This window comes from Bacillus sp. EB106-02-03-XG38, assembly GCF_058792175.1.
Genome location: NZ_JBYTED010000001.1, coordinates 1,579,201 through 1,605,396, shown reverse-complemented (window position 1 = coordinate 1,605,396; position 26,196 = coordinate 1,579,201). Strand labels below are relative to the sequence as shown.

The window sequence follows — 26,196 nt, the reverse complement described above, 5'->3', positions numbered from 1 at the left end:
ATATAGGTAGTTAAATGATATAAATACAAGGAATAATTGGTGATTTTTACATTACTGAAAAAGCTTGAGCTTCACATTATGTGAAGCTTTATATTATTGGAGACAAGAACAGGAGGTTGAAAAATGAAAAGAGTAATAAAGTTTGGCTTAATAAGTGTATTATCCACTGCGATTATTAGCGGTTGTTCTTTTGAAGGTGGTAATGAAAATACAAAAGGGAAAGAGAATGAAAAAGTAGAGGTACAGAACAAAGTTGGAAAATATACGATGCCAGATGAAAAAGATAAACATGAAGGTACTTGGCTGCAATGGCCTCATGAATACACATATGGTGAAGAGTATAGACAGGAAGTAGAGCCGATTTGGGTTAAGATGACAAGTGCTTTAACCGAGGGGGAAAATGTCCACATTGTCGCATACGATGATGGGGAGAAAGAGCGCATCAATAATCTTTTAATAGATAAAGGACTGAATATGGATAAAATTGATTTCATTATTGCTCCTACTGATGACGTATGGGCGAGAGATAGTGGACCAATTTTTGTTTATGACAATAATAAAAATCTCAAAATATTAGATCCAGCATTTAATGGTTGGGGAAAGAAAACTCCTTATCAAAATGATGCTCGTGTACGTGAAAATGTTAGTGAACAAGTAGGGATTGAAAGAATTGATTGGGGGGAATTTGTTCTTGAAGGTGGAGCAATTGAATTAGACAGTAATGGGACTGCTTTATTAACTAGGAGTGCGGTAACAAATAAAAATAGAAATCCGGATTTATCAGAAAAGGAAATTGAAAAATATATTAGTGACCTAGGGGTATCAAACTTTATTTGGTTAGATGGAGTACCAAATTTAGATATTACTGATTTCCATATCGATGGATTTGCTAAATTCCATGGTAAATCTACCATTGTAACGATGAAAGAAGATGACTTAGCCGAGTGGGGGTTGTCGAGCAAAGATATGGACACATTGTTAGATGCAAAAAATGCGTCAGGACAGAAATATAAGTATGAATACTTACCTCTTAGTAATAAGAACGTTATTTTAAAAAATGGAAAAGCTCTCGATTATAAAGGTTCGTATATCAATTATTATATTGGGAACACGGTGGTATTAGTGCCTAATTATAATGATCCGAATGATAAAATCGCAAACGATACAATTCAGAAGTTATACCCAGATCGAAAAGTAGTTGGGATTGATGTGAGAGAGCTTTATAAAAATGGGGGCATGATTCATTGTGTTACACAGCAACAACCAATTCCATTGAAGTAATGGATTGAAATTTAGTAACATGCGGACAAAATAGGTACATTGTTACTTTTACCTATTTTGTTATGTTTTATTTTTCGCCAAAAAGGAGTAACAGCATTGAAAGAAATAATATTAACTAGCTTCATAATGATAGGGTTTATGATTCTATTATTCAATTTCATATTTTTATATAAATTTTTAATATTGTATTTTAAAATCCTGTCAAGAGTCAACTTTCCGCTCAACTACAGGGATATATTTTTTATATAAATATATAATATTTCTCCGTGCTATAATCCATTCATGAAATGTGCACGTTTCGAAAATTGTTATGAAAAGAGAAATAGTTGGCATAGTGAAATTATTTATTTAACCATTACTAAAAAGTGAGGTAAATATTATGGAACAAAAACATAATGGAATTATTTTTACTGCAATACCAGATAAATCAAATGAATATTATCGACCATTTTATGAAGATCTGGTTTATTTTAATGAATACTTAAATGAACATAAATCTTTTGCTGATCAACTTGTCTCTTTATCTGTTGAGGAACAAGACTTTCATACAAGCTTTTTTGAGTATGATGATATTTGGCTCAGAGATGTTGCACCAGTTGTCACAAATCATTTAGTTAAATTTAAATATCAACCAAATTACTTACCGAAAGATCAATGGCGATATTTAGATCAACAATTTAATAAATGGTTGAAAAAGAACGACTTTGAATATGTGAAATCTCCATTGATATTAGACGGTGGAAATCTTATTTGGAATAAAAAAGATACTGTAATATTAACGGAACGCATATTTGATGATAATTATGATTGGACGGAAGAAGAAATTATAGAGCAACTGGAATGGGATTTGGATGTGAGCCGCGTTATTATTATTCCTGCTGAAGAAGGGGACGTACTCGCGCATGCAGACGGAATGGTTAAATTTATTGATGAACATACGATGTTTATAAGTGATTTTTTAGGGGATCATGAATTTAGATATAATGTTCAAGAGATTATTCAAGAGCAAATGCCAGAAGCTAAATTTATAGTTGTTCCATCGTCATATACAGAAAAAGGACACTATGATGAAGAAATAGCATCGGCAAAAGGGTTGTATATAAATATGTTAGAAACATGTGATACGATTTACGTTCCTAAGTTTGGATTAGCTAAAGATCGGGAAGTTTTACGATATATTCAACAGTATACGGAGAAACAAGCTATTCAAATTCATGTAGGAGAAATATCAACAATGGGAGGCGCAATAAATTGTTTAACGTGGTATTGTCCTCATCATTTGTTACCTTCAAAAATGAAAAGATTGAACAATCGGAATGAAGATTTTTCAGTTAGGAAGATTTTTGATTGGTTTTAAAATAATTGTAAAAGAAAATGTATTCAAGGGGTAAGTATATGTATACAATTACTGAGTTTTCGCGGATCTGTAAAATGAGTACACGGATGCTAAGGCATTATGACAAAGAGGATATATTAAAACCAGCATATGTGAACCCGGAAAATGGGTATAGATATTATGAGCAAGGACAGTTAGAAATAGCGTTGAAAATAAAAAAGTTAAGAGAGTATAAGTTCCCTCTACCTAAAATTAAAATCATTTTGCAGTCATCAGATCAAGATTCGTTTGTGAAACATATGCAAGCGCAAATTATAGAGTTGTCTCATGAAGTGAAGCAAAATTTACAGGTTATTTCAGAAATGAATGAAATGGTAAATGTGAATAATGGTCTGCATATTGCTCGCCATAGAAGTTACGATATATTAATTGGAATGAGAAATGAAATAACGGTAATTACTCAAAGGTTACAAATAAATATAGATGATATGGATGATTATTTTTATGACTTATATGAAAAGGTACAAAAGCATAACTTTCAAATAGTCGGCTCGCCTTCTACGGTTTTTTATGATGAAGAGTATATCCCAAATGAAAGCGATATTGAATTAAGAATTCCAATTTTGCATGAGAACGATAAAGACGTAGTACAAGAATGCGAAATAAAAAAACTAAATCCGCATCAAATCGTTACTACTATGCACTATGGAAGTTACGACTATATAGGTTACGCATATATAGCGTTAGAAAAATGGATTGAAAGAAATGGTTATGTAGTAGAGAGTTCACCATATGAGGTTTACATCAAAGGACCTGAATGTGATTGTTTAGTAGAGGAGTATGTGACGCAAATTTGTTTTTTAGTTATGAAAATAGACTGAGAATAAAGTAATCGAAATGAAAAAAGCATGCAGAGTATATACTCTGCATGCTTTTTATAATGCTGAAAATTCTTCAACAAGTGAGCTAAAACGATTTAGTGCACTTTCAATTGGTTCTGGCGTAGTTAAATCAACACCAGCTTTTTTCAGTAAGTTTAATGGATAGTCAGAACTTCCGCCTTTAAGGAATTCAATATAATGTTTTTGCGCATTTGGATCACCGCTCAATAACTTATCGGCAATTTGGATTGCAGAAGCGAATCCAGTTGCGTATTTGTATACGTAAAATGGACGATAGAAATGCGGTATTCTAGCCCATCCATATTTTACTTCTTCGTCAAATACGAGGGAGTCGCCATTATACTCTCTAAACAAGTTTTCATAAACTTCGCTAAAGACTTGAGCATTTAATGGTTTACCTTGCTGCGCTATTTCATGTGTGATTTTTTCAAACTCAGCGAACATAATTTGTGTAAAGAAAGTGCCTTTAAATTTGTCGATGAAGTGATTTACTAAATGATTACGTACATTAGCATCTTTTGCTTCTTTTAATAAATGATGAATTAATAGCACTTCATTTACTGTAGAAGCGACTTCTGCAACAAAAATAGTATAGTGTGCAGAAATTCTTGGTTGGTATCCGTGTGAGTAGTGCGTATGCATACCGTGTCCACATTCATGAGTAAGAGTGAAAAGGCTATTTAAATCATCATGGTGATTTAAAAGAATGAAAGGATGAACACCGTATACACCAAAGTTATAAGCACCGGAACGTTTCCCTGGCGTTTCTCTCACGTCAATATAACGTTTATCTTTAAAGCTTTTTAATGTTTCGATATATTCTTCACCTAATGGAGCTAGTGATTCAATCATGATGTCAAACGCTTTGTCATATGGAATGTCTTGTTTTACACCCGTTACTAAATTAACGCTCAAATCGTACTGGCGTAGTTCATCTACATGTAATTTTTCTTTTCGAAGTTCATTATAAGTATGTAGTGATTGAATGTTTTTTTTCGTAGTATTAATTAAATTTTCATAAACTTCTTTTGGAACCATGTCGCCAAATAATGATTTTTCTAAAGCTGATGGGTAGTTTCTTAGCTTTGAAACCGTAACATTATTTTTAATAGCAGCAGATAAAGTAGAAGCGATAGAATTTTTTAATTGAACGTATGGTTTGTAATAAGCTTTATAGGCTTCCTTACGTTTTTCGCGATCCTCATCTTCTATTAACTTTGCATACATTCCGCGTGTTAAATTTACTTTCTCTCCATCATCAGTCGTAATTTCACCAAATAGAATATCCGCATTATTTAACATGCCGTATGTATGCTGAGGAGAGGAAAGTGCTTCGCCCATTTGTGATAAAATCTCTTCCTGGTCCTTATTCAATACGTGTTTTTTATAACGGTATAATTCAAATAAGTCTTCTTTATAATATTGTAAGCCTTCTGCTTCTTCTATGTAAGAATGTAATGTGTCTTCATCTACGCTAAGTAAGAATGGAGAAAAGAAAGATTTAGCCGCACTTACTTTTACATGTAATTGTGACACTTTATCGACAAGAGATTGGGCATCAGTATCACGCGTATCAAGATCAGATTGTAATCGTGCATAAGCGAACATTAAAGATATTATGCTAGATATTTCTTCACTCTTTGTTAAATAAGCTAATAAGCTATTGCCATCGTATATATTTCCATTAAACTCGTGTAATTCTTTCGTTAATACTTCAATTTTATGAAAATCGCTTTCCCAGTCTTCAATGCTATGGTATATATCCGTTAAATTCCATTTTTCTTTATCATCTACTTGTAGTCGATCTTTAAGTTCAGTCATAATCATTTCCTTTCTAAATATGTAGTTATATTCCTATATAACTATGAAATACAACAAATTGCAAAAAATCCCTGCTGGAAAATGAAAGCCTTGCTAAAATGGCAAGGCTTTAAAAATTATAATGTAATTCCGAATTTTGCATGTAAAAGATTTTTATATTGCCCATTTGTAACGTTTTCTTTCATTTTTTTACCGTTTTTCGCTATTGTGAGACTATCCTTTGTTAAAGATGCATGCCCATCTTCAGTTAGTTTTACAATAAGAGGTACTTTGTTAAATGGTGAGCCTTCATGTTCAACGATAATTTTTTGTGCTGCATTTGCTTTTTCTTCATTCACTTCTTCTATATAAAATGCATAGCCTAACGTCCAATCATCAGCAGAAGATTGATCTAAAAACTCATTGTTTTTACGCATCTCTAACATGTAGTTTCCCTTTTCGGTCATTTCTTTACGAATACGATAATTTCCTGTAACAGAGTGAATGACTTCACCTGAGAAAGGGACAGGAGCAAGAGGTAAGTATGATCCGAATCCTACTTCAATTAAATAAAGTTCATTATGATGTGTTAAAACAGTTGCGATGTGTCCAGAATCAACAGCCCATGTAGAATTTGCTGCATTGAACACTGTTCCTGAAACGAGATGAACATCAAATCCAGCGTCTTTAAGGAAGTAGTACATAGTAGGATTAAGTTCATAACAAAGACCGCCACGGTTGTTTGCTAAAATTTTTTCTTTTAGATTTTCTTTTGATATTTCTGTAAAGTTGTTTTCGAGTATATTTAAGTTTTCAAAAGGGACAGTTTGTGCCATCGCGTACATAATGTTAGGTAAATCTTCAAATGAAACGTTGTCTTTTTCTTCTATATGTAATCTTGAAAAAAATTGTTTTTGAAAGTCGGTCATAGAAATCCCTCCATCATGCTTTTATAGATAAATTGTAAACAATCTTGAATAAGATGTGAAATGAAAACTACTTTGAAGTATTTGTTGAATATGTGAAGTTAGGTTGAAAAATAATGTGGGAGAGTGAGAGATTGCTACTTTACTAATTGTAGCGTGAATATTATAATAATTTCGATAAACAATGCAAACGTTTTCTTGAAAGGGGATGGTGTAAATATGTTGAAAAGAATAATAGTAGTCGGTTTGTCGGCTGTTTTGTTTTTATCTAGTATATATGGAGGGGGTAAAGTGTATGCAGATACGGTTAACAATGGAACGTTAATGCAGTATTTTGAGTGGTATGCTCCGAATGATGGGAATCATTGGAATCGTTTGCATTCGGATGCTGGAAATTTAGCTCAGAAAGGAATTACATCTGTCTGGATACCGCCTGCATATAAAGGAACTACGCAAAATGACGTAGGATATGGAGCGTATGATTTATATGATTTAGGAGAATTCAATCAAAAAGGAACGGTGCGGACGAAATATGGGACAAAAGCACAGTTGAAATCTGCAATTGAAGCTTTACATAAGCAAAACATCGATGTATATGGTGATGTAGTTATGAATCATAAAGGTGGAGCAGATTATACTGAAACTGTAACAGCTGTTGAGGTAGACCGTAACAATCGAAATATTGAAGTATCAGGTGATTATGAAATTAATGCATGGACAGGGTTTAACTTTCCAGGGCGTGGAGATGCTTATTCTAATTTCAAATGGAAATGGTATCATTTTGACGGAACGGATTGGGATGAAGGAAGGAAATTAAATCGAATTTATAAATTTAGAGGGATAGGTAAAGCATGGGACTGGGAAGTGTCTAGCGAGAATGGAAATTATGATTATTTGATGTATGCAGATCTTGATTTTGATCATCCAGATGTTGCGAATGAGATGAAAAATTGGGGAACATGGTATGCGAATGAATTAAATTTAGATGGCTTTCGTTTAGATGCTGTTAAGCATATTGATCATGAATATTTACGTGATTGGGTAAATCATGTCAGACAGCAAACGGGAAAAGAAATGTTTGCGGTGGCAGAATATTGGCAAAATGATATCCGGACTTTAAATAACTATTTAGCGAAAGTCAATTATAATCAATCAGTATTTGATGCCCCACTACATTACAATTTTCATTATGCTTCAAAAGGAAATGGGAATTATGATATGAGAAATATTTTAAATGGAACAGTAATGCAAAATCATCCCGCACTTGCAGTTACTCTCGTTGAGAATCATGATTCTCAGCCTGGACAATCATTGGAATCTGTAGTAAGTCCGTGGTTTAAACCGTTGGCATATGCATTTATTTTAACTCGTGCAGAGGGCTATCCTTCAGTTTTCTATGGTGATTACTATGGGACAAACGGAAATAGTAGTTATGAAATTCCAGCGTTAAAAGATAAAATTGATCCGATTTTGACGGCGCGAAAAAACTTTGCATATGGTACGCAGCGTGATTATTTAGACCATCCAGATGTGATTGGATGGACAAGAGAAGGTGATAGTGTACATGCTAATTCTGGTTTAGCGACATTAATCTCTGATGGACCGGGAGGATCAAAGTGGATGGATGTTGGAAAGAATAATGCAGGGGAAGTATGGCACGATATGACGGGTAATCAAACAAATACTGTAACAATTAATAAGGATGGATGGGGGCAGTTCCATGTAAGTGGAGGATCAGTTTCCATATATGTTCAGCAGTGAATTGGTGATAAAAAAGAAGAGGAAGACTGAAATATAAGTCTTCCTCTTCTTTTTATATTGTTATCATTCCTAAATTTTTATTTTCCTAAATGAATTAGTCGACTTTTAAAACAACGAGAGATGCGTTGGAATAAATAATATCACCCGTGGCTTCTCTTATTCGTACTCGAAGAACGTCTCCTTGGTTTAAAGGTAATAGATCAGTTCTGGCGGATGTAGCTCTTACCCCAGAACCACCACCAACTCGTGTTTCAATTGCGAATTGAATCGAATCGTTTATTGTAAGATTTAATATGCTAGATGAAATAGCTTGTATCGCAAATACGATTGAAAAGGATATAGCGTATACACCAGTGGTATTAATTGTAATGGAGTTGTCTACTGGGTTTAGAGTAGTTCCACTAACAGGTCCTGGAATGGTGAAATTAACATTTGTATTAACTACTGCTGAAAAACCAATACCTATTTCAGAAGTTATTGTTCCAAATACGGGGAGGATCCCTAAACCAGTTGCTCCAGTGGGACCAGTAATTCCAAATCCAGTAGGCCCTGTACCCCCAGTGGGACCAGTAATTCCAAATCCAGTAGGTCCTGTAACCCCAGTAGGACCAGTAATTCCAAATCCAGTAAAACCTGTCGCACCAGTAGGTCCTGTGATTCCAGTAGGTCCGGTCGGAAATGTAAATGGTGGAATTGGTGGTAGTGTGGGACCAATTAAACCTGGTTCAAGAGCAGGTCCATGTAAAATAATATATTGTTCGCTCATATAGTAACCTCCTATGATTGCTTGTCATAATTATTAAATGTATTAGGGAAAGTAAATGACATTCGCAATAGCGGAGGCGCTTTTTAAATTTTTATTGTGATTGCTATAGAACTAAATATTAGTATGTTTTCAACGTGAGTTAAATAGATATGATATTTGCTTTACGATAAAATGCTTATAGTGTAAAATTACACTATAAGTGTAATTTTATAATAAATGAGTTTTTTTATACTTGTAGTTATTAAAAGAAGTTCTTTATATAAATCGTAATTTAAAATCGATAAGGACATTTCTTTATAGGAAGTAGTAGTAAAAGGAGAGGCAATATGAAAAGAACAATAATGAAATATAGTATAATGTTTAGTTTACTACTATTAACATCATGTGATATATCGGATGAAGAAATTGAACAAACAGCACAAAGTTATACAAAAGCTGAGTATGGTATGTCTGTTAAATTAAACAGTGTTGAAACACTGAGTAATGGAAAGGATTTCCTTGGTCCAAAGTGGCGGATAGTTACTGTACAGCAAGTCGATGAACCGTATTTGCAATTTCAAATTTCTTTCGAGGGACAAATCTCTCCAAAAGTAAATAATGATAACTATAAAATAAAAAAAGAAGCAAATAATTTGCAAGAAAGATTCAATACATATTATGAAAAAAGAGAGAATAATACTATGCTTATTTTCGATCGAATACAGGCGGGGGATACTGTTTTCGATAAAAATGAAGAGAAAGAAATAGCGAAGAAAAATTTGAAGCAGTATTATACATTAGTTTTTAGAAGTAATACTGTTTTAGATGTAAACAATCCTGTACATATGGAAACAATAGCGGAGGCTGCAAGAAGTGTAAGGGAATTCAATAAAACGATTGGACATAGTAAGAGTAGTGTGGGAGAGATAACAATCCAGCTATCAAATATTAATAAGGATGTTTTACAATATATTGCGGTAGAGCATTTAGTAACAGCTGAAGATGCGAAGAATACCCTTGAGAAAAGAAATGATTATATAAAGATTTTACAATCTATAAAATAAAAGAGTATTATCAGAAAAAAATGTCCTTAGTAAGGTGTGAAAGGGACACCTTTACTTCTTACAAAACATATAGTATGATGATTTCAGTAAATTAGATTTCAATGACTATAATATAAATTAATGAGAGGTGCTTTTTGTGAGTGCGGTAGGTACTAAATAGGAAAAATTTAATGAAATAAATCGGATAAGAACAGGGGATTTTTATGTATACCATACCCCTAATTTTGTCATGGATTTATTTCGATACCTATGAAGATACCTACAATACTTTATAAAGCGTGTAATAAGGGGATTGCCATCTGTTTTTTATGGCTTATTTCCTCATATGTTATTACTCATGCCTTGTAAATGTAAAAGCTGCGGTATCCCCGCAGCTTTTTTGTATATATTTTTAATGTATAAAAATGGTAATTGAATCATGTAGGGCTCATTGGAATCTAATGGGTAGGTATCTTCATTTATGATAAAAATCAATCATAGTGAGGAGAAACAAAATGAATACGATGACTTTTGAAAAGTTACAATATAACGAATTAAAGGAAATAGTGAAAACTTATTGTGTAAGTGGACTAGGTAAGGAATTATTAAATAAATTAGAGCCAAGTACGAGTATAAAAGTAGTGAGGAATCGCTTGAATGAAACGACGGAAGCACGAGCTATAGTAGATGCAGAAGGGCATGTTCCTTTCTTCGGTATTTTAAATATTGCTAGTACAATTCAAAAATTAGAAAAAGGGATGATTTTAGATCCCGAAGAGTTAGTAAGTGTTTCAGATTTTTTACGCGGCTGTAGAAAGATTAAAAAATTTATGTTAGATAAAGAATTTTTTGCGCCAGTATTAGCTTCTTATGCAAATTCGATGACTGAATTTAAAAGTATTGAAGAGGAAATTAATTTTTCCATTAAAGGAAATAGCATTGATGCAGCTGCTAGTAAAGAGCTAAAAAGAATTCGAAATAACATTGATTCGGTAGATGGAAAAATAAAAGAGCGTTTAACGAAGTTTTTAAATAGTAGTACGAATAAGAAGTATATTCAAGAATTCTTTATTAGTAAGAAGGATGACAGGTATACAATTCCAATTAAATCTTCTTATAAAAATCAAGTTGCGGGAAGTATAGTGGAAGCGTCAGCTAAAGGTTCTACTGTATTTATAGAACCGCACACGGTTACAAAGTTAAATGCGGAACTCGCAAGTTTGAAAGCAGAAGAAGCGATGGAAGAGTATCAGATTTTAGCGACTTTATCAGGCTTGGTAGTAGAAAATATTTATCATATAAAAATTAACATGGAATTGATTAGCCAATATGATATGGTATTTGCGAAAGCGAAGTTTAGTAAATCAATCGATGGAATAGAGCCGAAGTTAAATGATCATGGCTACATTCATTTAGTAAATTGTAAGCATCCGCTTTTAAGTGGAAAAGTAGTACCATTACACTTTGAAATCGGTCAAAACTACCGTAGTTTAATTATTACAGGACCAAATGCAGGCGGGAAAACAATTGTATTAAAAACAATCGGATTGTTAACTTTAGCGACAATGTCAGGATTGCACATCGCTGGAGATAAAGAAACAGAAATTGCTATTTTTGAAAATGTATTTGTAGATATTGGAGATAATCAAAGTATCGAAAACGCACTAAGTACATTTTCATCTCATATGAAAAATCTATCTGAAATAATGAGGATGTCAAATAATAATACGTTGCTACTATTTGATGAAATAGGAAGCGGGACTGAACCGAATGAAGGGGCAGCACTTGCAATCTCTATTTTAGAGGAGTTTTATCTTGCAGGATGTATTACAGTTGCGAGTACGCATTACGGTGAAATTAAACGCTTTTCAGAAATGCATGATGATTTTATGAACGCAGCGATGCAATTTAATAGTGAGACACTAGAACCGCTTTATAAATTAGTAATCGGTAAATCAGGTGAAAGTAATGCACTTTGGATTGCGAGTAAAATGAACGTAAGAGAGCGTGTACTGCAAAGAGCGAAAGCGTATATGGAAAATAAAGAATATGCGCTAGAAAAAGTGAATGAAAGTAAAATTAGAAAACCGAAATTTGTGCAAGAAAAAAGAGAGAATCATTACGAGTACAAAATCGGCGATCGTGTAAATTTATTAGATCGTGATGATTTTGGTATTATCTATAAGGAAATAGATAATTTCTATAACGTCGTTGTATATTATAACGGTGAATTTGTTGAAGTGAATGTAAAACGTATTACGTTAGAGGTAGCAGCAAAGGAATTATACCCAGAGGGATACGATTTAAATACACTATTTGTCGATTATAAAGAAAGAAAAATGCAGCATGATATAGAGCGCGGATCGAAAAAAGCGCTTCGTAAAATCCAAAAAGAAATAAGAAAGAATAGAGGATAAGTTTAAATGGTAACGATTAGACAAGAACAAAAAAATGATTATAGAAAAACAGAAGAAGTTGTACAACAAGCATTTTTACATGAAGAATTTAGTGATAAAACAGAACATGAACTTGTAAAACGTATTAGAGAATGTGACGCGTTTATTCCTGAATTATCAATCGTTGCAGTAGATGAGGAAATCATTGGTCACATTATGTTATCCAAAATTACGATTGAACAGGATGGAATTTCTGTAGAATCATTAGCACTTGCACCGGTTTCAGTTGTTAGGGACCATCAGAAAAAAGGAATTGGTGGAAAACTTATTGTAGCTGCTTTAGAAAAAGCGAAAGAACTTGGATACGGATCAGTAGTAGTAGTAGGACATCCAGAGTACTATCCGAAATTTGGTTTTAATAAAGCAAGTGAGTGGAATATAAAATCACCATTTGAAGTACCAGATGAAGTGTTTATGGTAATGGAGCTAAGTGAGAATGCTCTACAAGGTGTAGAAGGAGTTGTGCAATATTCGAGTGCTTTTGCTGAGTAGGAGTACCGGTTAAAAAATGTAATCATAAAAGATGCTATCTTTTTGTAGGGATATACAGAAAGATAGCTTTTTTACTAAGCAAATTCACTTACGTATATTTTGCTCAATGAATAATTAAGGTGGTAAAATTGATATAGAAATGTAAAGGGAGAGAAGAGAATGAAGAAGCGAGAAACAGATAGCAATGAGAATGTAGTTACGTTATATGTTACGAGACACGGTAAAACAATATTAAATACGAATCATCGTGCGCAAGGGTGGGCAGACTCTCCGTTAGTAGAAATAGGTGTGGAAGTTGCCTCTAATTTAGGAACGGGATTAAAAGGAGTTCATTTTGCGAATGCGTATAGTAGTGATAGTGGCCGAGCGATTGAAACTGCTAATTTAGTATTAAAATATAGTGAGCAAACAAAGTTAAAACTTGAGAAAAGAAAAAATTTACGAGAATTAAATTTTGGTATTTTTGAAGGTGAAAAACTTGAAAATATGTGGGATGTGGTTGGAAAAGCTGCGGGCGTTGCATCACCAGAAGAACTTATGAAGTTTTCTATTCAAGAAGTGATTAATCTTATTAGAGCAGCGGACCCTACAAAACAGGCGGAAGACTGGGAATTATTTTCTACTCGTATAAAAGCAGAGATTGATAAAATTAGTGAAGAATCAGCTGCAAATGGTGGCGGTAACGTTTTAGTTGTGGTTCATGGGCTTTTAATTACTACCTTAATAGAAATGTTAGACAGTAGCAAAACAAAACTTGGAGTGGAAAATGCTAGTGTGACGAAGATTGTATATCAAGATGGAACATATACAGTCGAGTCAGTTGGAGATATGAGTTATGTTGCAAAAGGGAAAGAGAGTGTGGAAATATAAAAATAAGAAAAGGAAGGTAGAGAAATCTAGCTTCCTTTTTTATTGGAATGATTATGGGATTAATAAAATCTTCCCTGTGCTTTTTCGGCTCTCTAATAATTCATGAGCACGGGCACCATCTTGTAAAGAGAATGTAGTAGGACTTGCGACCTTTAATTTTTCGGTAGCAATCCATTCGAATAATTGAGAGGAGCGTTCTTTTCGCTCTTCATAAGATGTAAGCACGTTCCAAAGGTCTCCGCCAGTTAAAGTTTTTGAAGTATCCATAAGCATACGCGGATCAACGGGCGCAGGATTACCGCCAGCCATTCCGTAAAATACGACAGTACCACCAGTTTTAGTAGCATTAAAACTTTCCGCTAATGTAGAACCTACTGATTCATATACAACATTTACTCCATCACCGTTTGTTATTTCAAGTACTTTCGCAGGCCATGCTTCCGTATATAAAAATACGTGATCAGCACCAGCTAATGTAGCTATTTGTGCTTTTTCTTTTGATGACGTGAGGCCGATTACTTTTCCGCCTAGTAGTTTAATTATTTGGATAAGAAGTTGCCCAACACCACCAGCTGCGGCATGTACTAAAGCTATATCACCTTGTTTTATTTCATAGCTATCTTTCGTTAAATAATGTGCTGTTAACCCTTGTAATAAGACAGAAGCGGCTGTTTCAAAAGAGATAGAATCTGGAAGCTTAATTGCTTTCTCAGACGGAACAGCAACTAGTTCTGCATTTGCAAATGGAACGTCAGCAAATGCAATACGATCTCCAGGATTAATATTCGTAACGTCAGCTCCTACTTTTTCAACAATACCAGCCCCTTCATAACCTAATATATACGGCGGATTGCCAGCGAGATGATAATCGCCGCGGCGTCTATAAATATCGGCGAAATTTAAACCGATTGCTTTCGTGCGGACAAGAATTTCATTTGGATTTATGATTGGATCATTTAGTTCTTTATATTGTAGTACATCCGGATTTCCAAACTGTTCGAAACAAAGTGCTTTCATATGGAATACCTCCATTTTATTGTTTGTCGATGCTCTTTATCATACAATACAAATATCGATAGACAAAGAGGATTATTTCGATGAAATCAATCGAAAATTACGATTGAAAAGAGGGATGATAAATGGAGATAAAACAATTAATTACATTTAAAATAGCCGCGGAAACTTTGAATTTTACACAAACTGCGAAGAAATTAAACTTTGCTCAATCGAGCGTAACAGCGCAAATTAAAACGTTAGAAGCTGAGCTAGGTACGCCGTTATTTGAAAGATTAGGAAAACGCCTTTTCTTAACTGAAGCAGGTAGGAAGTTTCAACTATATGCCGACAAGATGATTGCGCTCAGTAACGAAGCAAAAATGGCTGTGAAAGATGATGAAGAAATAGCAGGGACGTTAATAATCGGTGCACAAGAAAGCCAATGTACATATAGACTTCCTTCTATATTAAAGAGATTTAAAGTACAATTTCCTCAAATAAAACTTATATTTAAACCAGCGCATTCCAATAAAGATGCGAAGGAACAATTGATGGAGGGAAAAGTCGATCTTGCCTTTATTTTGGACGAATGTAAAACAGAAGATACTTTACATGTGGAGCCGCTTATGAAAGAAGAATTAAAAGTAGTAGCTGCTTCAGGGCATCATTTACTCGAGCAAACTTCCGTTTCTATAAAAGATTTAGAGAGGGAAACACTTTTGTTAACAGAACTTGGTTGCTCGTACCGAACTTTATTTGAAGAGCTATTTCGTACAGAAGATGTGTATCCAGCAAATAAGATTGAGTTCGTTAGTGTCGAGGCAATTAAACAATGTGTTATTGCAGATTTAGGAATAGCCGTTTTACCGGCGATAGTAGTAGAAAAAGATTTACGAGAGGGGACGATAAAAGAGTTACATGTAGAAAATGCAATTTCACCGATTTATACACAAATTGCTTGGCATAAAGATAAATGGATGACAGCGCCACTGCAACAATTTATTGATGTGACGAGGGAGTTTTTTACGACGGATTAAGTGGAGAAATTGGTATTAATATTAGTATAAAAGTGTTCGGAGTGTTATTTGATTTTGATATAAAAGTGAAAGAGCCTTACTACATTATATTGTGGTAAGGTTCTTTCAAGTTGTTAATAGTTTAAGAACAGTTATTTACAATGACATATCTTTATAATCACTTTCAAGTATCGCCATAATAATTTCATCAGAGAATGTATCGTTATAAAATAAAGATTGACGTAAGGTGCCTTCTTTTAAAAAACCAACCTTTTCATAAGTTTTAATTCCGCGTAAATTATGGCTAAATACTTCTAACTGTAACCGATTTAATGATAGTTGTTCAAAAACAAATTTTAAAACAATTGTAATAGCTTCAGTTCCATAGCCGTGTCCTGTTAATGCTATGGAAAGCATTGATATTCTGAATCCTGCTCTTTTGTTCTCCTCATCGATATCTAAAACCGACAACTCTCCAATCATTTCGTCAGTGCTTTTTAAACAAATAGCGAAATCATAGCGACTTGAATCATTATTTATATGATCTATATGTGCTTTAATTTGCTCCAATGAAAAAGTAGACTTGGTTCCAGTCATATATCTTATTTCATCATCCATTGTACTTTCTAATACAATAGGCGCATCTAGCTGACAAAGAGGTCTTAAATAAATTCTTTCACTCTCTAATCTCATTATAAATTTCTCCTTAAGGTTGGTGATACAGTATCTAAATATTTTTGATAAAAGTTGTATTGTTTGAAAAGTATGAGTCTGACTTTAATGTTACGTGAATTTTATAATGATATGGTATACCTAAAACAAATGATAATAGTTTTATACACAACAAAATATATCATTAAACTTTTTGTTATTATCATTATTATTGTTTTTCATTCCACTTTTAAATGAACATGAGTTTTTTCTAGATAGTTTAAGTAGAAAATAAATATGTAATACTAATCTGCATCGTGGTTCAACAAGAACTAAATAATTTTATCGACACTTTAAAAGAGCGTGTTTTGATCATTTTTCAAAATAAGCCCTTTCTTTTTGTTTATTCCCGATTAACGGATAGTAAGACACCACATTCGAGTCGCGAATGAAGCAAAGTAGGTAGGGGGAAGTTTGTCCACTCATAAAAGCTGGATAGAGTATGGATGTTCCTTTAGGTTTTTGGGATAATTTAACATAATATATTTTCTTTCATCCAAATTTATGCTGTAATTAAAACAAAGGAGGCAAGTAAATGGGAAAAGAAATTAAACGATACGTAATATGCACTTTAATATTTACATGGATACTATGGGGGCTACTAATTAACTTAATAAAATTTAACATTACGACATTTGGTACACCGTTAGCGATGATAGTATTTGTTTTTGGAGGAATCATGCCGGCAATCGTTGCAATTAGCTTAAAGAAAAAATATGGATCAAAAGAAGAGTTCAGAGTGTTTATAAAAAATGTTGGTAATCCTAGGTATCATTTTTTATGGTATATTCTAATCATTGTTTTGGCTTTTATTAGTTGTTATCTGCCAATAATATTTGGTGGAGCAACGATGCAAAAACCATTATATGTGGCATTGCTTAGTTTTCCAATAATGATCGTTGGTGGTGGTCTTGAAGAAATCGGATGGAGAGGATTCTTACAGCCTGCCCTTCAGAAAAGGTTTTCGGCATTTTTTAGTACGATTATTGTGAGCTTTATATGGGCTATTTGGCACTGGCCGTTATGGTTTATTCCGGGCACGAATCAAACTCAAAGGGATTTTATAGCTTTTATAATTACGACAATTGCCATATCGTTCTTATTAACTACAATTTATAACGCAACTAAAAGTATTTTTATGTGTCTAATTTTCCATGCGCTTCTTAATTCTTTTTGGAGTGTGTATGTGCCAAATGATGAAGTGTTACCAGCATTTTCAACTTTTATTTTTGGAATTTTCGTGTTTATTGTGTATAAAGTCGTAATAAAAAGAAAGAACCTCTTATTGATTAGGTAACTGAAATAATAAAAGGAAACATATTAATATATTTTTTTATAAATATGAAACTAATTAATAAGAACACGACACAAACATAATTAAAATATAATACAGGTTTGTGCCGCAAAAAAATTGTAAAACTATAAACAACGTTAAAAAGAATGAAGAGTCTTTCCGTATACATAAACAATGTTAATGACAGTTATAGTAGTTCATTTGTTAAAACAATCGAATTAACTAAGGTCCGTATCAGGAGGAGTGTACCCAAGGTGCCGAGCCATTGATACAATTTGTCCTTTATGATGAAACTCATGTGTCTCTGTATGAGTTAAAAGCCATAGCGGTGTTGTACTCCAATGTTCTTTTTGCCATTTCACTTCATTTGCTATATTTTCGAGCCAACGGTCATTGTATTCGTCTAAAAAACGTTGTACAGTCTCATCTACTAGCTTAAATCTATCACGGACTTTCGCGACATCTGCATGCTCAATTTCATCATCACTAGCGAATGAAAAATCTGCTCGCTTTTGCTTAAATGCAAATGATCCAAGCCAGTATCGATAGCAATCGGCTACATGAATATGCGTCTTTATAATGCTACCGCCCCCAAAATTTGAAACAGTGCTATGTAATTTTTCTAGTGGGATTTCTTCCAAAAACGAAAATAGGGTTTCTCTTGTAGAGCTAATAAGATTATATTGTTGTTTTAAAATATGTAACATGAAATTAACACTCCTTTTTTATTTACTAAACTATTTGTGTAGTAAATAATTCTATATGTACGAGAGGTGAACCTTTTTATTATTTTTGCTAAGCATATTAGATGTATTTCTTCATTGTTTCTGATAGATTAAACAAGGTGAAACTTTAATAAATTGAACATTTTTAGTTCATAATAAATGGTACATGAAGAGGGAGAACGATCAAATGAATAGATTAGTTGGTTTAAAACAATTTGAAATAACGCGCGGGGCATTACTTAAATTTATGGAAACGTTAGATGATAAAACTGTGGATACGCAACCGGAAGGTTTTAACAATACAATTCGCTGGCATATCGGCCATGTGTTAACGGCAGCAGAAGTTTTCATGTTTGGAAAAGAATTCAAACAATTACCAACTGAATATCCAGGTATGTTTGGGTATGGATCAAGACCATCTAAATGGAAAACAGAGGGGCCGTCATTGGAAGTGTTAGCGGCTCAATTAAAAGAACAAGCAAAACGTATTAATGAAATTCCAGCAGAAGCATTTGAAAATAAACTGCCAGAGCCATTCCTAGGATTGGAAACGGTAGGGGAGCTTTATGGTATGATGCTTTATCATGAAGCTGATCATATTGGGCAAATGAAGGCGATGGAGCGTATTATTAAGGCTCTTTAGTTGTAATTGCATGTAAAAAACGAAATTACACCTGTATTGTGAAATAATATAACGACAAAAAGGATAGATAATTTATTATCTATCCTTTTTGTCGTTGAGCTTAAAGGGGTGTAAGCGCTTGTAATCTTGATACTGATAAAGTAGATATAGTTATTATATTTGTTTTACATAATAGAAAAATATTGAAGGAAATACAGAAATAAGGTTGCAAAACCTGTATGAAATATAAGTATAATAATAGAGAAGAACTAGAAATAGGGGTGAATACTATGATTACATTAGAACAAAAGTTGGAGCAATACACACATACATATGGACAGTTAAAGGGAGAGCTCAAATGGAAAACGAGTGATTCTCGAACAGGTATGATGATTGCTGCGATGTATACAGGTAGTGATAAATTGTTTGATCTTGGACGTTTTTTAGAAATTAGTAGTTATATTAAGAATCAGGTGGGGATGTTTTCATACTTAAAGTCTTATCATCGCTTTGTGGTAGCCGCAACTTTAGATATTCACTTTACAGATTATAAGAAAGCTTTTCGGAAGTTTTTAGATTTATATGAACAATTAGTCGCTGGTGGTTTTAGCCGAAGTATATTTACTTATCTCGCAGCAGCTGTGCTTTTAACAGAAGAAAATGAACAGCATGGCACGCACATTCAGCGTTCGATGCAAGTATATAAACGGATGAAAGAGGATCATCTTTTTCTTACAGGTACAAATGATTATCCGCTCGCGGTTTTACTAGCAGGACAATTAGAGAATGTAGAAACACTTATGGACCGAGTGGAACGTCTGTATCAGAAACTAGCGAAAGCTGGTTTGCGTAAAGGGAATGATCTTCAGTTTTTAAGTCACATTCTTTCACTAAAGAAGGATGTCCGTGAAGAAATGTTAGTTGCAACATGTACAAACATATGGAATTCGTTAAAAAAAGAAAAGGTAAAAGTGAAACAGATGCATTATCCAGCAGTTGGGCTACTAGCGTTACTTGAGGATGGAGAAAAAGAGATTCATTCTATTAAAGCATTGATTGAAAAGTTGCAGGGGGAGAAATTATTCCGTTGGCATACAGATGCGAATATTCTTATTGCTATTCAATTGTTCGTAAGTCAGAAAGGTGAGGAAAGTAAAGCTACCAACACAGGTTTACAAACTATGATAGAAGTCCTCATACAAGCACAACAAGCAGCTATGATGGCAACGATTGCCGCTTCATCTGCAGCGACATCTTCTGCTAGTAGTAGCTCATAATGTGTAACTCCTTTAATAAGGAAAGTAAAAAAGCCCATCACTTTTTAATGAGTGATGGGCTACCTGTTTTTACATAATCAGCGTTATCTTTTCAACGCCTTCAAATGTTTAAGTTGTGTAACAATCATAATGCTAATAACAACGAGTAAAAACCAGGAGCTAATTTTGCTTAAGTGAACGAGATTCCACGCTTCCCGCTGATTTGGATATTGCCATGCTCCGAAAAATGTTGCGATGTTCTCTGCAATCCAAATAAAGAAACCAATAAGGAAAAAGGAGAGAACGAGTGGCATTTTATATGTAACGCCTCGTAATGAAAATTCTACAAATGTTCGAAAGAAAACGATGAATAATAGTAAAGTTAATACCCATCTAAAGTCATATAGAAAATGATGTGTGAAAAAATTAAAGTAAATCATTGCTCCTAGAGGTATTGCAAAAATAGCCCTTGGCCAATGATGCATTTGTAAATGCAATCTTCTCCACGCTTGGCATATGTAACTGGCAACACTTGCATACATAAAACCACTGTAAAGCGGAACTCCAAAAACTTTTGAATATGCTTCTTCCGGATAACTCCATGAGCCGAAATGTACTTTATATATTTCTAGTAGAAGGCCGATGAGATGGAAGATAGTAATTACTTTTAATTCGTCTTTCGTTTCAATTCCAGTTTTGTACATAATCCACTGCATAAGAAGACATACGATGAGTATGAAATCATATCGGTATAATCCTGGGATAAAAACGATTTTTGAAAGGGCTAGTGTTAAAAAAATAACGACAGGGAATAAACAGGATAATGCTTGTTCATAAGTAAAATAGAGTAGTTGTTTTACATAAAACATGTTTTCACCTTCTAGGATTTCTTGTTTTGATTGAATAATCTGAAGAATAATTAAGTATACTATAGTTCTAAATGATAGAGAACTATAATTAGTTTGTTTGAAAAAACAAAAAAATGTAAAATGGAGTTAATTCAATGTAGAGGAGATGTGCCAATGTCAGCGCTTATTGTAAGTATCCCGTGTATAAATCAGTTTATAGAACAAGGGGATAAATAGGCTAGAATAATTATCCCCGTTACTTAATAAAGGGGGAGTTTGAAATGACAATGAATCTTTTTCAAAATAAATCAATTAAATTATCAGCTATGAGAGAAGCTGATGCTGTAGTAATGGCTATGTGGCAAGAAGATAGTGAGTATTTAAGGAATGTAGATACAGATGTAGCATTCCCGCAATCGATACAACAAATAGCAAGTGATGGTCTATTAAAGGGGCGAAGATCGAATAGTGTTTCTTTCATGGTAAGGACAGTTCAAGATGATCGCTTAATTGGTTTTGTTGCAATTCATGGTATAGAGTGGAATAACAGAACGGGTTTATTAGCAATTGGTATAGGAGATGCAAATGATAGAGGGAAAGGATATGGAAGAGAAGCGATCCATCTTATCTTAAAATATGCTTTCTATGAATTAAATTTGCACCGCGTTGGTCTGGATGTTATTTCTTATAATAAAGCTGCTATTGAGTTGTATAAAAAGATGGGTTTTCAGATGGAAGGTTGTATGAGAGAAGCGGTGCAAAGAGATGGGAAGTATTTTGATCGTATCATTATGGGGATATTAAGGGATGAATGGATAGAGCTGCAAGGTTAGAAAGTACATTCGAAATTATATATGTAGTATGCAGGAGATATAATGATAATTGGCGAAATTTTACAGTGTACTGATTGAATTTATAAGGAGTTATGCAAAATGAATTTAGAAAAAGCAAAACCAGTAAATGAAGAGGTCGCTGAATTAAAGGAACTAATTAAAGAATTACACGGAAGTGTACATCAACTGCAAAGTGAAGTACAGCAACTAAGGCACGAAAGACCAGTTGTTGAAGTACGAAAGGGTGTTCAACTATCACCAGCAATCGTTGGACAAATTGGTGGTATGATATTAGGTGGGTTAGCAATTATCGGTATATTTTGGTGATGAAAAAAGGTTTGCAGCATAGTGCTGCAAACCTTTTGTATTTGACGATATAATTTCAGGCAATATAACTTTTACATTAAATAACGTAAATATATGTAAGCATGTGATAACAATAGCGCAATAATTGTTAACGGTAAACCAATTTTTAAGAAGTCCATATACGAGAATCCGTGTCCTTCACGTTTTGCAATACCAGCAACGACTACGTTTGCGGATGCCCCGATTAATGTTCCGTTTCCTCCTAAGCAAGCCCCAAGTGATAACGCCCACCATAGTACTTCAATTTGCGGAGAATCGACAGATAGTCCGAGTCCTGTAGCTAAATCTTGAATAAGTGGTATCATCGTTGCGACAAAGGGGATATTGTCAATTGTTGCAGATGCAATGCCTGATACCCATAAAATAAGTATCGCAGCGAAACCGATATCGCCATTTGTTACGTCGAGCACTTCTTTTGCGAGTGAAGAAATGAGCCCGATATCAATTAACCCGCCAACGAGAACGAATAATCCAGCGAAGAAGAAAATGGTTACCCATTCAACGTGGGCAAATACATCTTCAATATCATGTTCTTTTACGCCAATTAGCATAAGAAGTGTAGCGCCTGTCATCGCGATAACTGCAGCGTCTACATGAATAATCGAATGAAGTACAAAGCCTAAAATAGTTAGTCCTAAAATTGAAATGGATTTTAAAAGGAGGCTTTGATCTTTAATATAATCTTTTTCGTTCAATGCCATTAATATTTTAATTTGCTCAGGTGTTGTTTTTAGTTTGTTACGATACATAAAGTAAATAATACCAAGTGTAACGATAGAGATAATGATTACGATTGGAGCTAAGTTTAGTAAAAAGGCATTAAAGTCTAAATGCTTATTTGCTGATCCGATCATAATGTTCGGTGGGTCACCGATTAATGTTGCTGTTCCGCCTATATTTGAAAATAGTACTTCTGAAATCAAATATGGAACAGGGTTTACTTTTAAAATACGTGTAATGGATAGTGTAACAGGTACGATTAATAAGACGGTTGTTACGTTGTCCAAAAATGCAGAACCAACTGCGGTTAATAAGGATAGTAATAATAAAATGCGGATTGGTTTTCCACCAGCTGCTTTTGCCGCTTTAATGGCCACAAATTCAAATACGCCCGATTGACTCGTAATATGTACGAGAATCATCATCCCAATTAAAAGGGTGATTGTTTCCCATTGAATATGTGATGTGAAAGCGGTATGTAAATCTACAGCTCCAAAAATAATCATAATAGCAGCGCCGAATAATGCAATTACAGCACGATTCAATTTCTCAGAAATAATAAATCCGTACGTGACTAAAAATACGGCAATTGCAAAATAATATTGCCAATTTGCTACTTCATGTGCTGATTGTTCCAATCATGTCACCTTCTTTAAAGTATGTATTCAATTGTCAAAACGTATCTCGCTGTATAAATACGGGATAAAATATATTGTAGCAAATTCAAAAAAGAAAGAAAACTATTTAACAAAGTGAAGGAAAAGACGATGATTTTACATATGATATAAAAAAATAAAGAAACACAGTGCAAATTATTAGGAAAAGTGGGCGCTGTCCTCTAATATAGAGATAGCAATTTACATTATTTTTGCGTAAAATGGTTTAAAGAGGTGAATTCCGATGGAAATAGTAAAAGATAGTTCTCTTATTCAAAATGAAATTGAACGTTTTGTAAATAAAGATGTATATATTCATTTAGAAACAACGAACGGAGCGTATGCGTCACACTTTAACGAAAAGATGATGACAGTTGGTGCATTCATTCGAAATGCAATTATTCGCTTTGAACGCGGAAAGATTACTGGAACGAATCCATACCGAGTTGGTCTGAAAATGGATCATGGCTGGGTATATGCAGAAGGTATTACGCACTGGGAAGTAGACGATAAAGAGCGTTTATTACTTGCAGGGCATGATAATCAAGGTCGCTTAGCAGTTGCACTTGAGTTAAGCTTAACGCCATTTAAGTAAGAAGGAGGGAAACTTATGGAGAGACATGTACTTGTTGTATTTCCGCATCCAGATGATGAAGCATTTGCGGCGGGAGGAACAATTCGCTTATTAACAGATCAAGGAGTACCTGTAACGTATGCATGTGGTACTTTAGGACAAATGGGACGTAACATGGGGAAAAATGTATTCGCTAACCGTGAAACGATTCCAAATATCCGTGAAAAAGAATTAAAAGATGCATGTGAAGCGATGGGAATTCAAGATTTAAGAATGCTTGGTTTCCATGATAAAACGTTAGAATTTGAAGATGTTGATTTCGTTGCAGATAAAATTGAAGCAATCATTCAAGAAGTAAATCCATCTCGAATTATTACATTTTATCCAGAGCACGGCGTACATCCAGATCATGATGCATTTGGCCGCGCAGTCGTTCGTGCTGTATCACGTATGCAAAAAGAAGAACGTCCAGTCATTCATGCAGTTGCGATTACGAGAAATCGTGAAGCTGTATTAGGTGAGCCGGATGTTGTAAATAATATTAGTGAAGTATTCGAGCATAAATTAGCTGCACTAGGTGCACATCGTTCACAAACAGAAGCGATGTTAGAAGAAACACATGCAAAAATCAAAAATAAAGATGCAGCAACTTTAAAATGGCTGCAACTTGAACAATTTTGGACTTATAAATGGGAGTAGGCTAGAAGGAAACTTCTAGTAGCTCTTACATAGAAAAAGCACCGTCATTTGTGACGGTGCTTTTTTAGTGAATAATCTTTATTCTCCGCTATTTGAGAGTAACCTCCACTTTATCGTGTACTCCATTCTTTTGTAAATTCATCATGATATGCTTCGCTCCAATGGTATGGCTGCAACTCTTTTAACGGTTTGAAAATGATATCTTGTTTCGAATTTGTAATGGCGCATAGTACTTCTGGTCCCCAATAAAATAAACGTTCTTGGCATACACCACAAGGTGATAATACTTTTAATTCAGAATGCTCATTTTCTCTTGCAAGACAAATCGAATGTGTAACTTTCTTATGAAATTTATGAGCTTCTAAAATTGCACCTGTTTCCATACAAAGTTCTGTTGAAGCGTTTATTACGTCAGGGGCCACGCTTGTATAAATGGATCCATCTTCTACACGGATTGCTGCAGCTCCGCCCCAATTATGCGGATATCTTTGGTCAATTAAAGTTTTCACTGCATCATATAATTGTTGTTCAATGCTCAATTGTATTTCCTCATTTCTATGTAATTTTCGGTTTAATGACTGTTATTTTTTAGTAATACCGTTAAAAAAGAATAGATACTCAATTTCAAACTATAAATGCAAGAATTACTTTTCATCTGCATACTTTTCCTCTAAGGCAATTAATAGAGGAATTGATATAGTTACAAGAATGATTAAAGTGGTTATAAAAGATTTAGAAAGAGAAACAGAACCTGCGATTAAAGGTGATAAAAACTTGAATGAAAGTATACTTGTTATTAAGGAAACTACTAAAAAGCTAAAAAGAGACACATTTTTATTTTTGATATATGTTTCTATAAAATCTTTAAGACAGCTTATGACGACAAATATAGTTAATATAATAAGAGAAATAAAATAATGTGTTACATTTGTCATACTAATAGTAGGATCGTCTATTATGTAAGCAAGTAACTTAGATACTAACATACCTCCAAATAATAAAATAATAAAAGCAAGTAATCCTTCCGATGTATAAGTGCTGAAATTATCTTTCTTGTTAAAGAGTTTATAATTCAGAGTAGATTGGCTTATTTGAATTAGGAACAGGGTAATAATCCACACATAATATACAATTGGTAATTCTCCTGAGAATAGAGCAATCAGGAAATTTATTAATGTCTTTAAAATTTCAATCATTACGAAAGGCCTCCTGTTTGTAAGCTTTACGACATTAAAAATGCTGGTCTATTGCTTGATAATTAGAACTGT

General features: G+C 33.9%; 26 protein-coding genes. 16 read left to right on the top strand and 10 right to left on the bottom strand.

Translation table 11 applies throughout. From position 1 onward, the window contains the following. Positions 1-123: 123 nt before the first annotated feature. The 3 genes from AC3WTI_RS08175 to AC3WTI_RS08165 all read left to right on the top strand — a co-directional run bounded on the left by AC3WTI_RS08175 (position 124) and on the right by AC3WTI_RS08165 (position 3,498). Complete coding sequence (locus tag AC3WTI_RS08175; RefSeq protein ID WP_142305914.1) at positions 124-1,281, top strand: agmatine deiminase family protein; 1,158 nt, start codon at positions 124-126, stop codon at positions 1,279-1,281. 379 nt (positions 1,282-1,660) lie between these two features. After that, positions 1,661-2,638, top strand: coding sequence for an agmatine deiminase family protein (locus AC3WTI_RS08170; protein ID WP_097841821.1), 978 nt, complete (start codon positions 1,661-1,663; stop codon positions 2,636-2,638). Positions 2,639-2,676: 38 nt separating this feature from the next. After that, positions 2,677-3,498, top strand: coding sequence for a MerR family transcriptional regulator (locus AC3WTI_RS08165; protein ID WP_097841820.1), 822 nt, complete (start codon positions 2,677-2,679; stop codon positions 3,496-3,498). 54 nt (positions 3,499-3,552) lie between these two features. Here the strand turns inward: AC3WTI_RS08165 and pepF are convergent, their stop codons facing one another. After that, positions 3,553-5,340: an oligoendopeptidase F gene (pepF, locus tag AC3WTI_RS08160; RefSeq protein WP_097841819.1), complete on the bottom strand. Its 1,788-nt coding sequence runs from the start codon at positions 5,338-5,340 to the stop codon at positions 3,553-3,555. A gap of 116 nt (positions 5,341-5,456) precedes the next feature. Continuing rightward, positions 5,457-6,248, bottom strand: coding sequence for an arylamine N-acetyltransferase family protein (locus AC3WTI_RS08155; RefSeq protein WP_087958847.1), 792 nt, complete (start codon positions 6,246-6,248; stop codon positions 5,457-5,459). A 216-nt stretch (positions 6,249-6,464) separates the two neighbouring features. On the opposite strand from AC3WTI_RS08155, the gene amyS reads away from it, so the two are divergent. Beyond that, positions 6,465-8,006, top strand: a complete 1,542-nt coding sequence (amyS, locus tag AC3WTI_RS08150) for an alpha-amylase (protein ID WP_087958848.1) — start codon at positions 6,465-6,467, stop codon at positions 8,004-8,006. Between the two features lie 94 nt (positions 8,007-8,100). Here the strand turns inward: amyS and betA are convergent, their stop codons facing one another. Continuing rightward, positions 8,101-8,772, bottom strand: a complete 672-nt coding sequence (gene betA, locus AC3WTI_RS08145; protein ID WP_097841818.1) for a collagen-like exosporium glycoprotein BetA — start codon at positions 8,770-8,772, stop codon at positions 8,101-8,103. A gap of 326 nt (positions 8,773-9,098) precedes the next feature. Here betA and AC3WTI_RS08140 point away from each other — a divergent pair, with 326 nt between their 5' ends. The 4 genes from AC3WTI_RS08140 (at position 9,099) to AC3WTI_RS08125 (ending at position 13,612) form a co-directional block, all read left to right on the top strand. Then, positions 9,099-9,815 carry a hypothetical protein gene (locus tag AC3WTI_RS08140; RefSeq protein ID WP_097841817.1) on the top strand — a complete coding sequence of 239 codons (717 nt, stop codon included), beginning with the start codon at positions 9,099-9,101 and terminating at the stop codon, positions 9,813-9,815. A 494-nt stretch (positions 9,816-10,309) separates the two neighbouring features. After that, positions 10,310-12,211, top strand: a complete 1,902-nt coding sequence (locus AC3WTI_RS08135; RefSeq protein WP_097841816.1) for an endonuclease MutS2 — start codon at positions 10,310-10,312, stop codon at positions 12,209-12,211. Positions 12,212-12,217: 6 nt separating this feature from the next. Next, positions 12,218-12,742 (top strand): GNAT family N-acetyltransferase, encoded by a 525-nt coding sequence (locus AC3WTI_RS08130; protein ID WP_097841815.1) that lies wholly within the window; start codon positions 12,218-12,220, stop codon positions 12,740-12,742. A 159-nt stretch (positions 12,743-12,901) separates the two neighbouring features. Continuing rightward, positions 12,902-13,612 (top strand): histidine phosphatase family protein, encoded by a 711-nt coding sequence (locus AC3WTI_RS08125; RefSeq protein ID WP_087958853.1) that lies wholly within the window; start codon positions 12,902-12,904, stop codon positions 13,610-13,612. Between the two features lie 51 nt (positions 13,613-13,663). Here AC3WTI_RS08125 and AC3WTI_RS08120 read toward each other — a convergent pair whose 3' ends face one another. After that, entirely contained in the window at positions 13,664-14,629 is a 966-nt protein-coding gene (locus AC3WTI_RS08120) for a quinone oxidoreductase family protein (RefSeq protein WP_097841814.1), read from the bottom strand. Between the two features lie 122 nt (positions 14,630-14,751). On the opposite strand from AC3WTI_RS08120, the gene AC3WTI_RS08115 reads away from it, so the two are divergent. Further along, positions 14,752-15,645 carry a LysR family transcriptional regulator gene (locus tag AC3WTI_RS08115; protein ID WP_097841813.1) on the top strand — a complete coding sequence of 298 codons (894 nt, stop codon included), beginning with the start codon at positions 14,752-14,754 and terminating at the stop codon, positions 15,643-15,645. Between the two features lie 135 nt (positions 15,646-15,780). Here the strand turns inward: AC3WTI_RS08115 and AC3WTI_RS08110 are convergent, their stop codons facing one another. Continuing rightward, the gene (locus AC3WTI_RS08110; protein WP_097841812.1) at positions 15,781-16,317 is read right to left on the bottom strand and encodes a GNAT family N-acetyltransferase; all 537 of its coding nucleotides are present in this window, start codon (positions 16,315-16,317) and stop codon (positions 15,781-15,783) included. A 553-nt stretch (positions 16,318-16,870) separates the two neighbouring features. On the opposite strand from AC3WTI_RS08110, the gene AC3WTI_RS08105 reads away from it, so the two are divergent. After that, a complete protein-coding gene (locus AC3WTI_RS08105) occupies positions 16,871-17,632 on the top strand; it encodes a CPBP family intramembrane glutamic endopeptidase (protein ID WP_097841811.1) in 762 nt (253 codons plus the stop codon). Positions 17,633-17,847: 215 nt separating this feature from the next. Here AC3WTI_RS08105 and AC3WTI_RS08100 read toward each other — a convergent pair whose 3' ends face one another. After that, entirely contained in the window at positions 17,848-18,336 is a 489-nt protein-coding gene (locus AC3WTI_RS08100; protein ID WP_097841810.1) for a DinB family protein, read from the bottom strand. 184 nt (positions 18,337-18,520) lie between these two features. Between AC3WTI_RS08100 and AC3WTI_RS08095 the strand changes: the two genes are divergently transcribed. Together AC3WTI_RS08095 and AC3WTI_RS08090 are read left to right on the top strand one after the other, a co-directional pair. After that, on the top strand, positions 18,521-18,997 hold the full coding sequence (locus AC3WTI_RS08095) for a DinB family protein (RefSeq protein WP_142305913.1): 477 nt from the start codon (positions 18,521-18,523) through the stop codon (positions 18,995-18,997). Positions 18,998-19,215: 218 nt separating this feature from the next. Further along, the gene (locus tag AC3WTI_RS08090) at positions 19,216-20,253 is read left to right on the top strand and encodes a DUF4003 domain-containing protein (protein WP_137035660.1); all 1,038 of its coding nucleotides are present in this window, start codon (positions 19,216-19,218) and stop codon (positions 20,251-20,253) included. Positions 20,254-20,336: 83 nt separating this feature from the next. Here the strand turns inward: AC3WTI_RS08090 and AC3WTI_RS08085 are convergent, their stop codons facing one another. Then, positions 20,337-21,101, bottom strand: coding sequence for a DUF817 domain-containing protein (locus AC3WTI_RS08085; RefSeq protein WP_097841807.1), 765 nt, complete (start codon positions 21,099-21,101; stop codon positions 20,337-20,339). A gap of 260 nt (positions 21,102-21,361) precedes the next feature. Between AC3WTI_RS08085 and AC3WTI_RS08080 the strand changes: the two genes are divergently transcribed. Beyond that, on the top strand, positions 21,362-21,913 hold the full coding sequence (locus tag AC3WTI_RS08080; protein ID WP_097841806.1) for a GNAT family N-acetyltransferase: 552 nt from the start codon (positions 21,362-21,364) through the stop codon (positions 21,911-21,913). Positions 21,914-22,012: 99 nt separating this feature from the next. Further along, positions 22,013-22,240, top strand: a complete 228-nt coding sequence (locus AC3WTI_RS08075; protein ID WP_001047302.1) for a coiled-coil domain-containing protein — start codon at positions 22,013-22,015, stop codon at positions 22,238-22,240. A gap of 71 nt (positions 22,241-22,311) precedes the next feature. Here the strand turns inward: AC3WTI_RS08075 and AC3WTI_RS08070 are convergent, their stop codons facing one another. Beyond that, positions 22,312-23,637 (bottom strand): ArsB/NhaD family transporter, encoded by a 1,326-nt coding sequence (locus AC3WTI_RS08070; protein ID WP_087958862.1) that lies wholly within the window; start codon positions 23,635-23,637, stop codon positions 22,312-22,314. Between the two features lie 262 nt (positions 23,638-23,899). Here AC3WTI_RS08070 and AC3WTI_RS08065 point away from each other — a divergent pair, with 262 nt between their 5' ends. Together AC3WTI_RS08065 and bshB2 are read left to right on the top strand one after the other, a co-directional pair. Beyond that, positions 23,900-24,250, top strand: a complete 351-nt coding sequence (locus AC3WTI_RS08065; RefSeq protein ID WP_000407039.1) for a YojF family protein — start codon at positions 23,900-23,902, stop codon at positions 24,248-24,250. A gap of 15 nt (positions 24,251-24,265) precedes the next feature. Next, positions 24,266-24,928, top strand: coding sequence for a bacillithiol biosynthesis deacetylase BshB2 (gene bshB2, locus AC3WTI_RS08060; protein ID WP_000439468.1), 663 nt, complete (start codon positions 24,266-24,268; stop codon positions 24,926-24,928). A 110-nt stretch (positions 24,929-25,038) separates the two neighbouring features. On the opposite strand, the gene AC3WTI_RS08055 is transcribed toward bshB2, so the two are convergent. Then, positions 25,039-25,467, bottom strand: a complete 429-nt coding sequence (locus AC3WTI_RS08055) for a cytidine deaminase (RefSeq protein ID WP_097841805.1) — start codon at positions 25,465-25,467, stop codon at positions 25,039-25,041. 105 nt (positions 25,468-25,572) lie between these two features. Continuing rightward, positions 25,573-26,124 (bottom strand): DUF5823 family protein, encoded by a 552-nt coding sequence (locus tag AC3WTI_RS08050; protein ID WP_097841804.1) that lies wholly within the window; start codon positions 26,122-26,124, stop codon positions 25,573-25,575. Between the last annotated feature and the right edge of the window lie 72 nt (positions 26,125-26,196).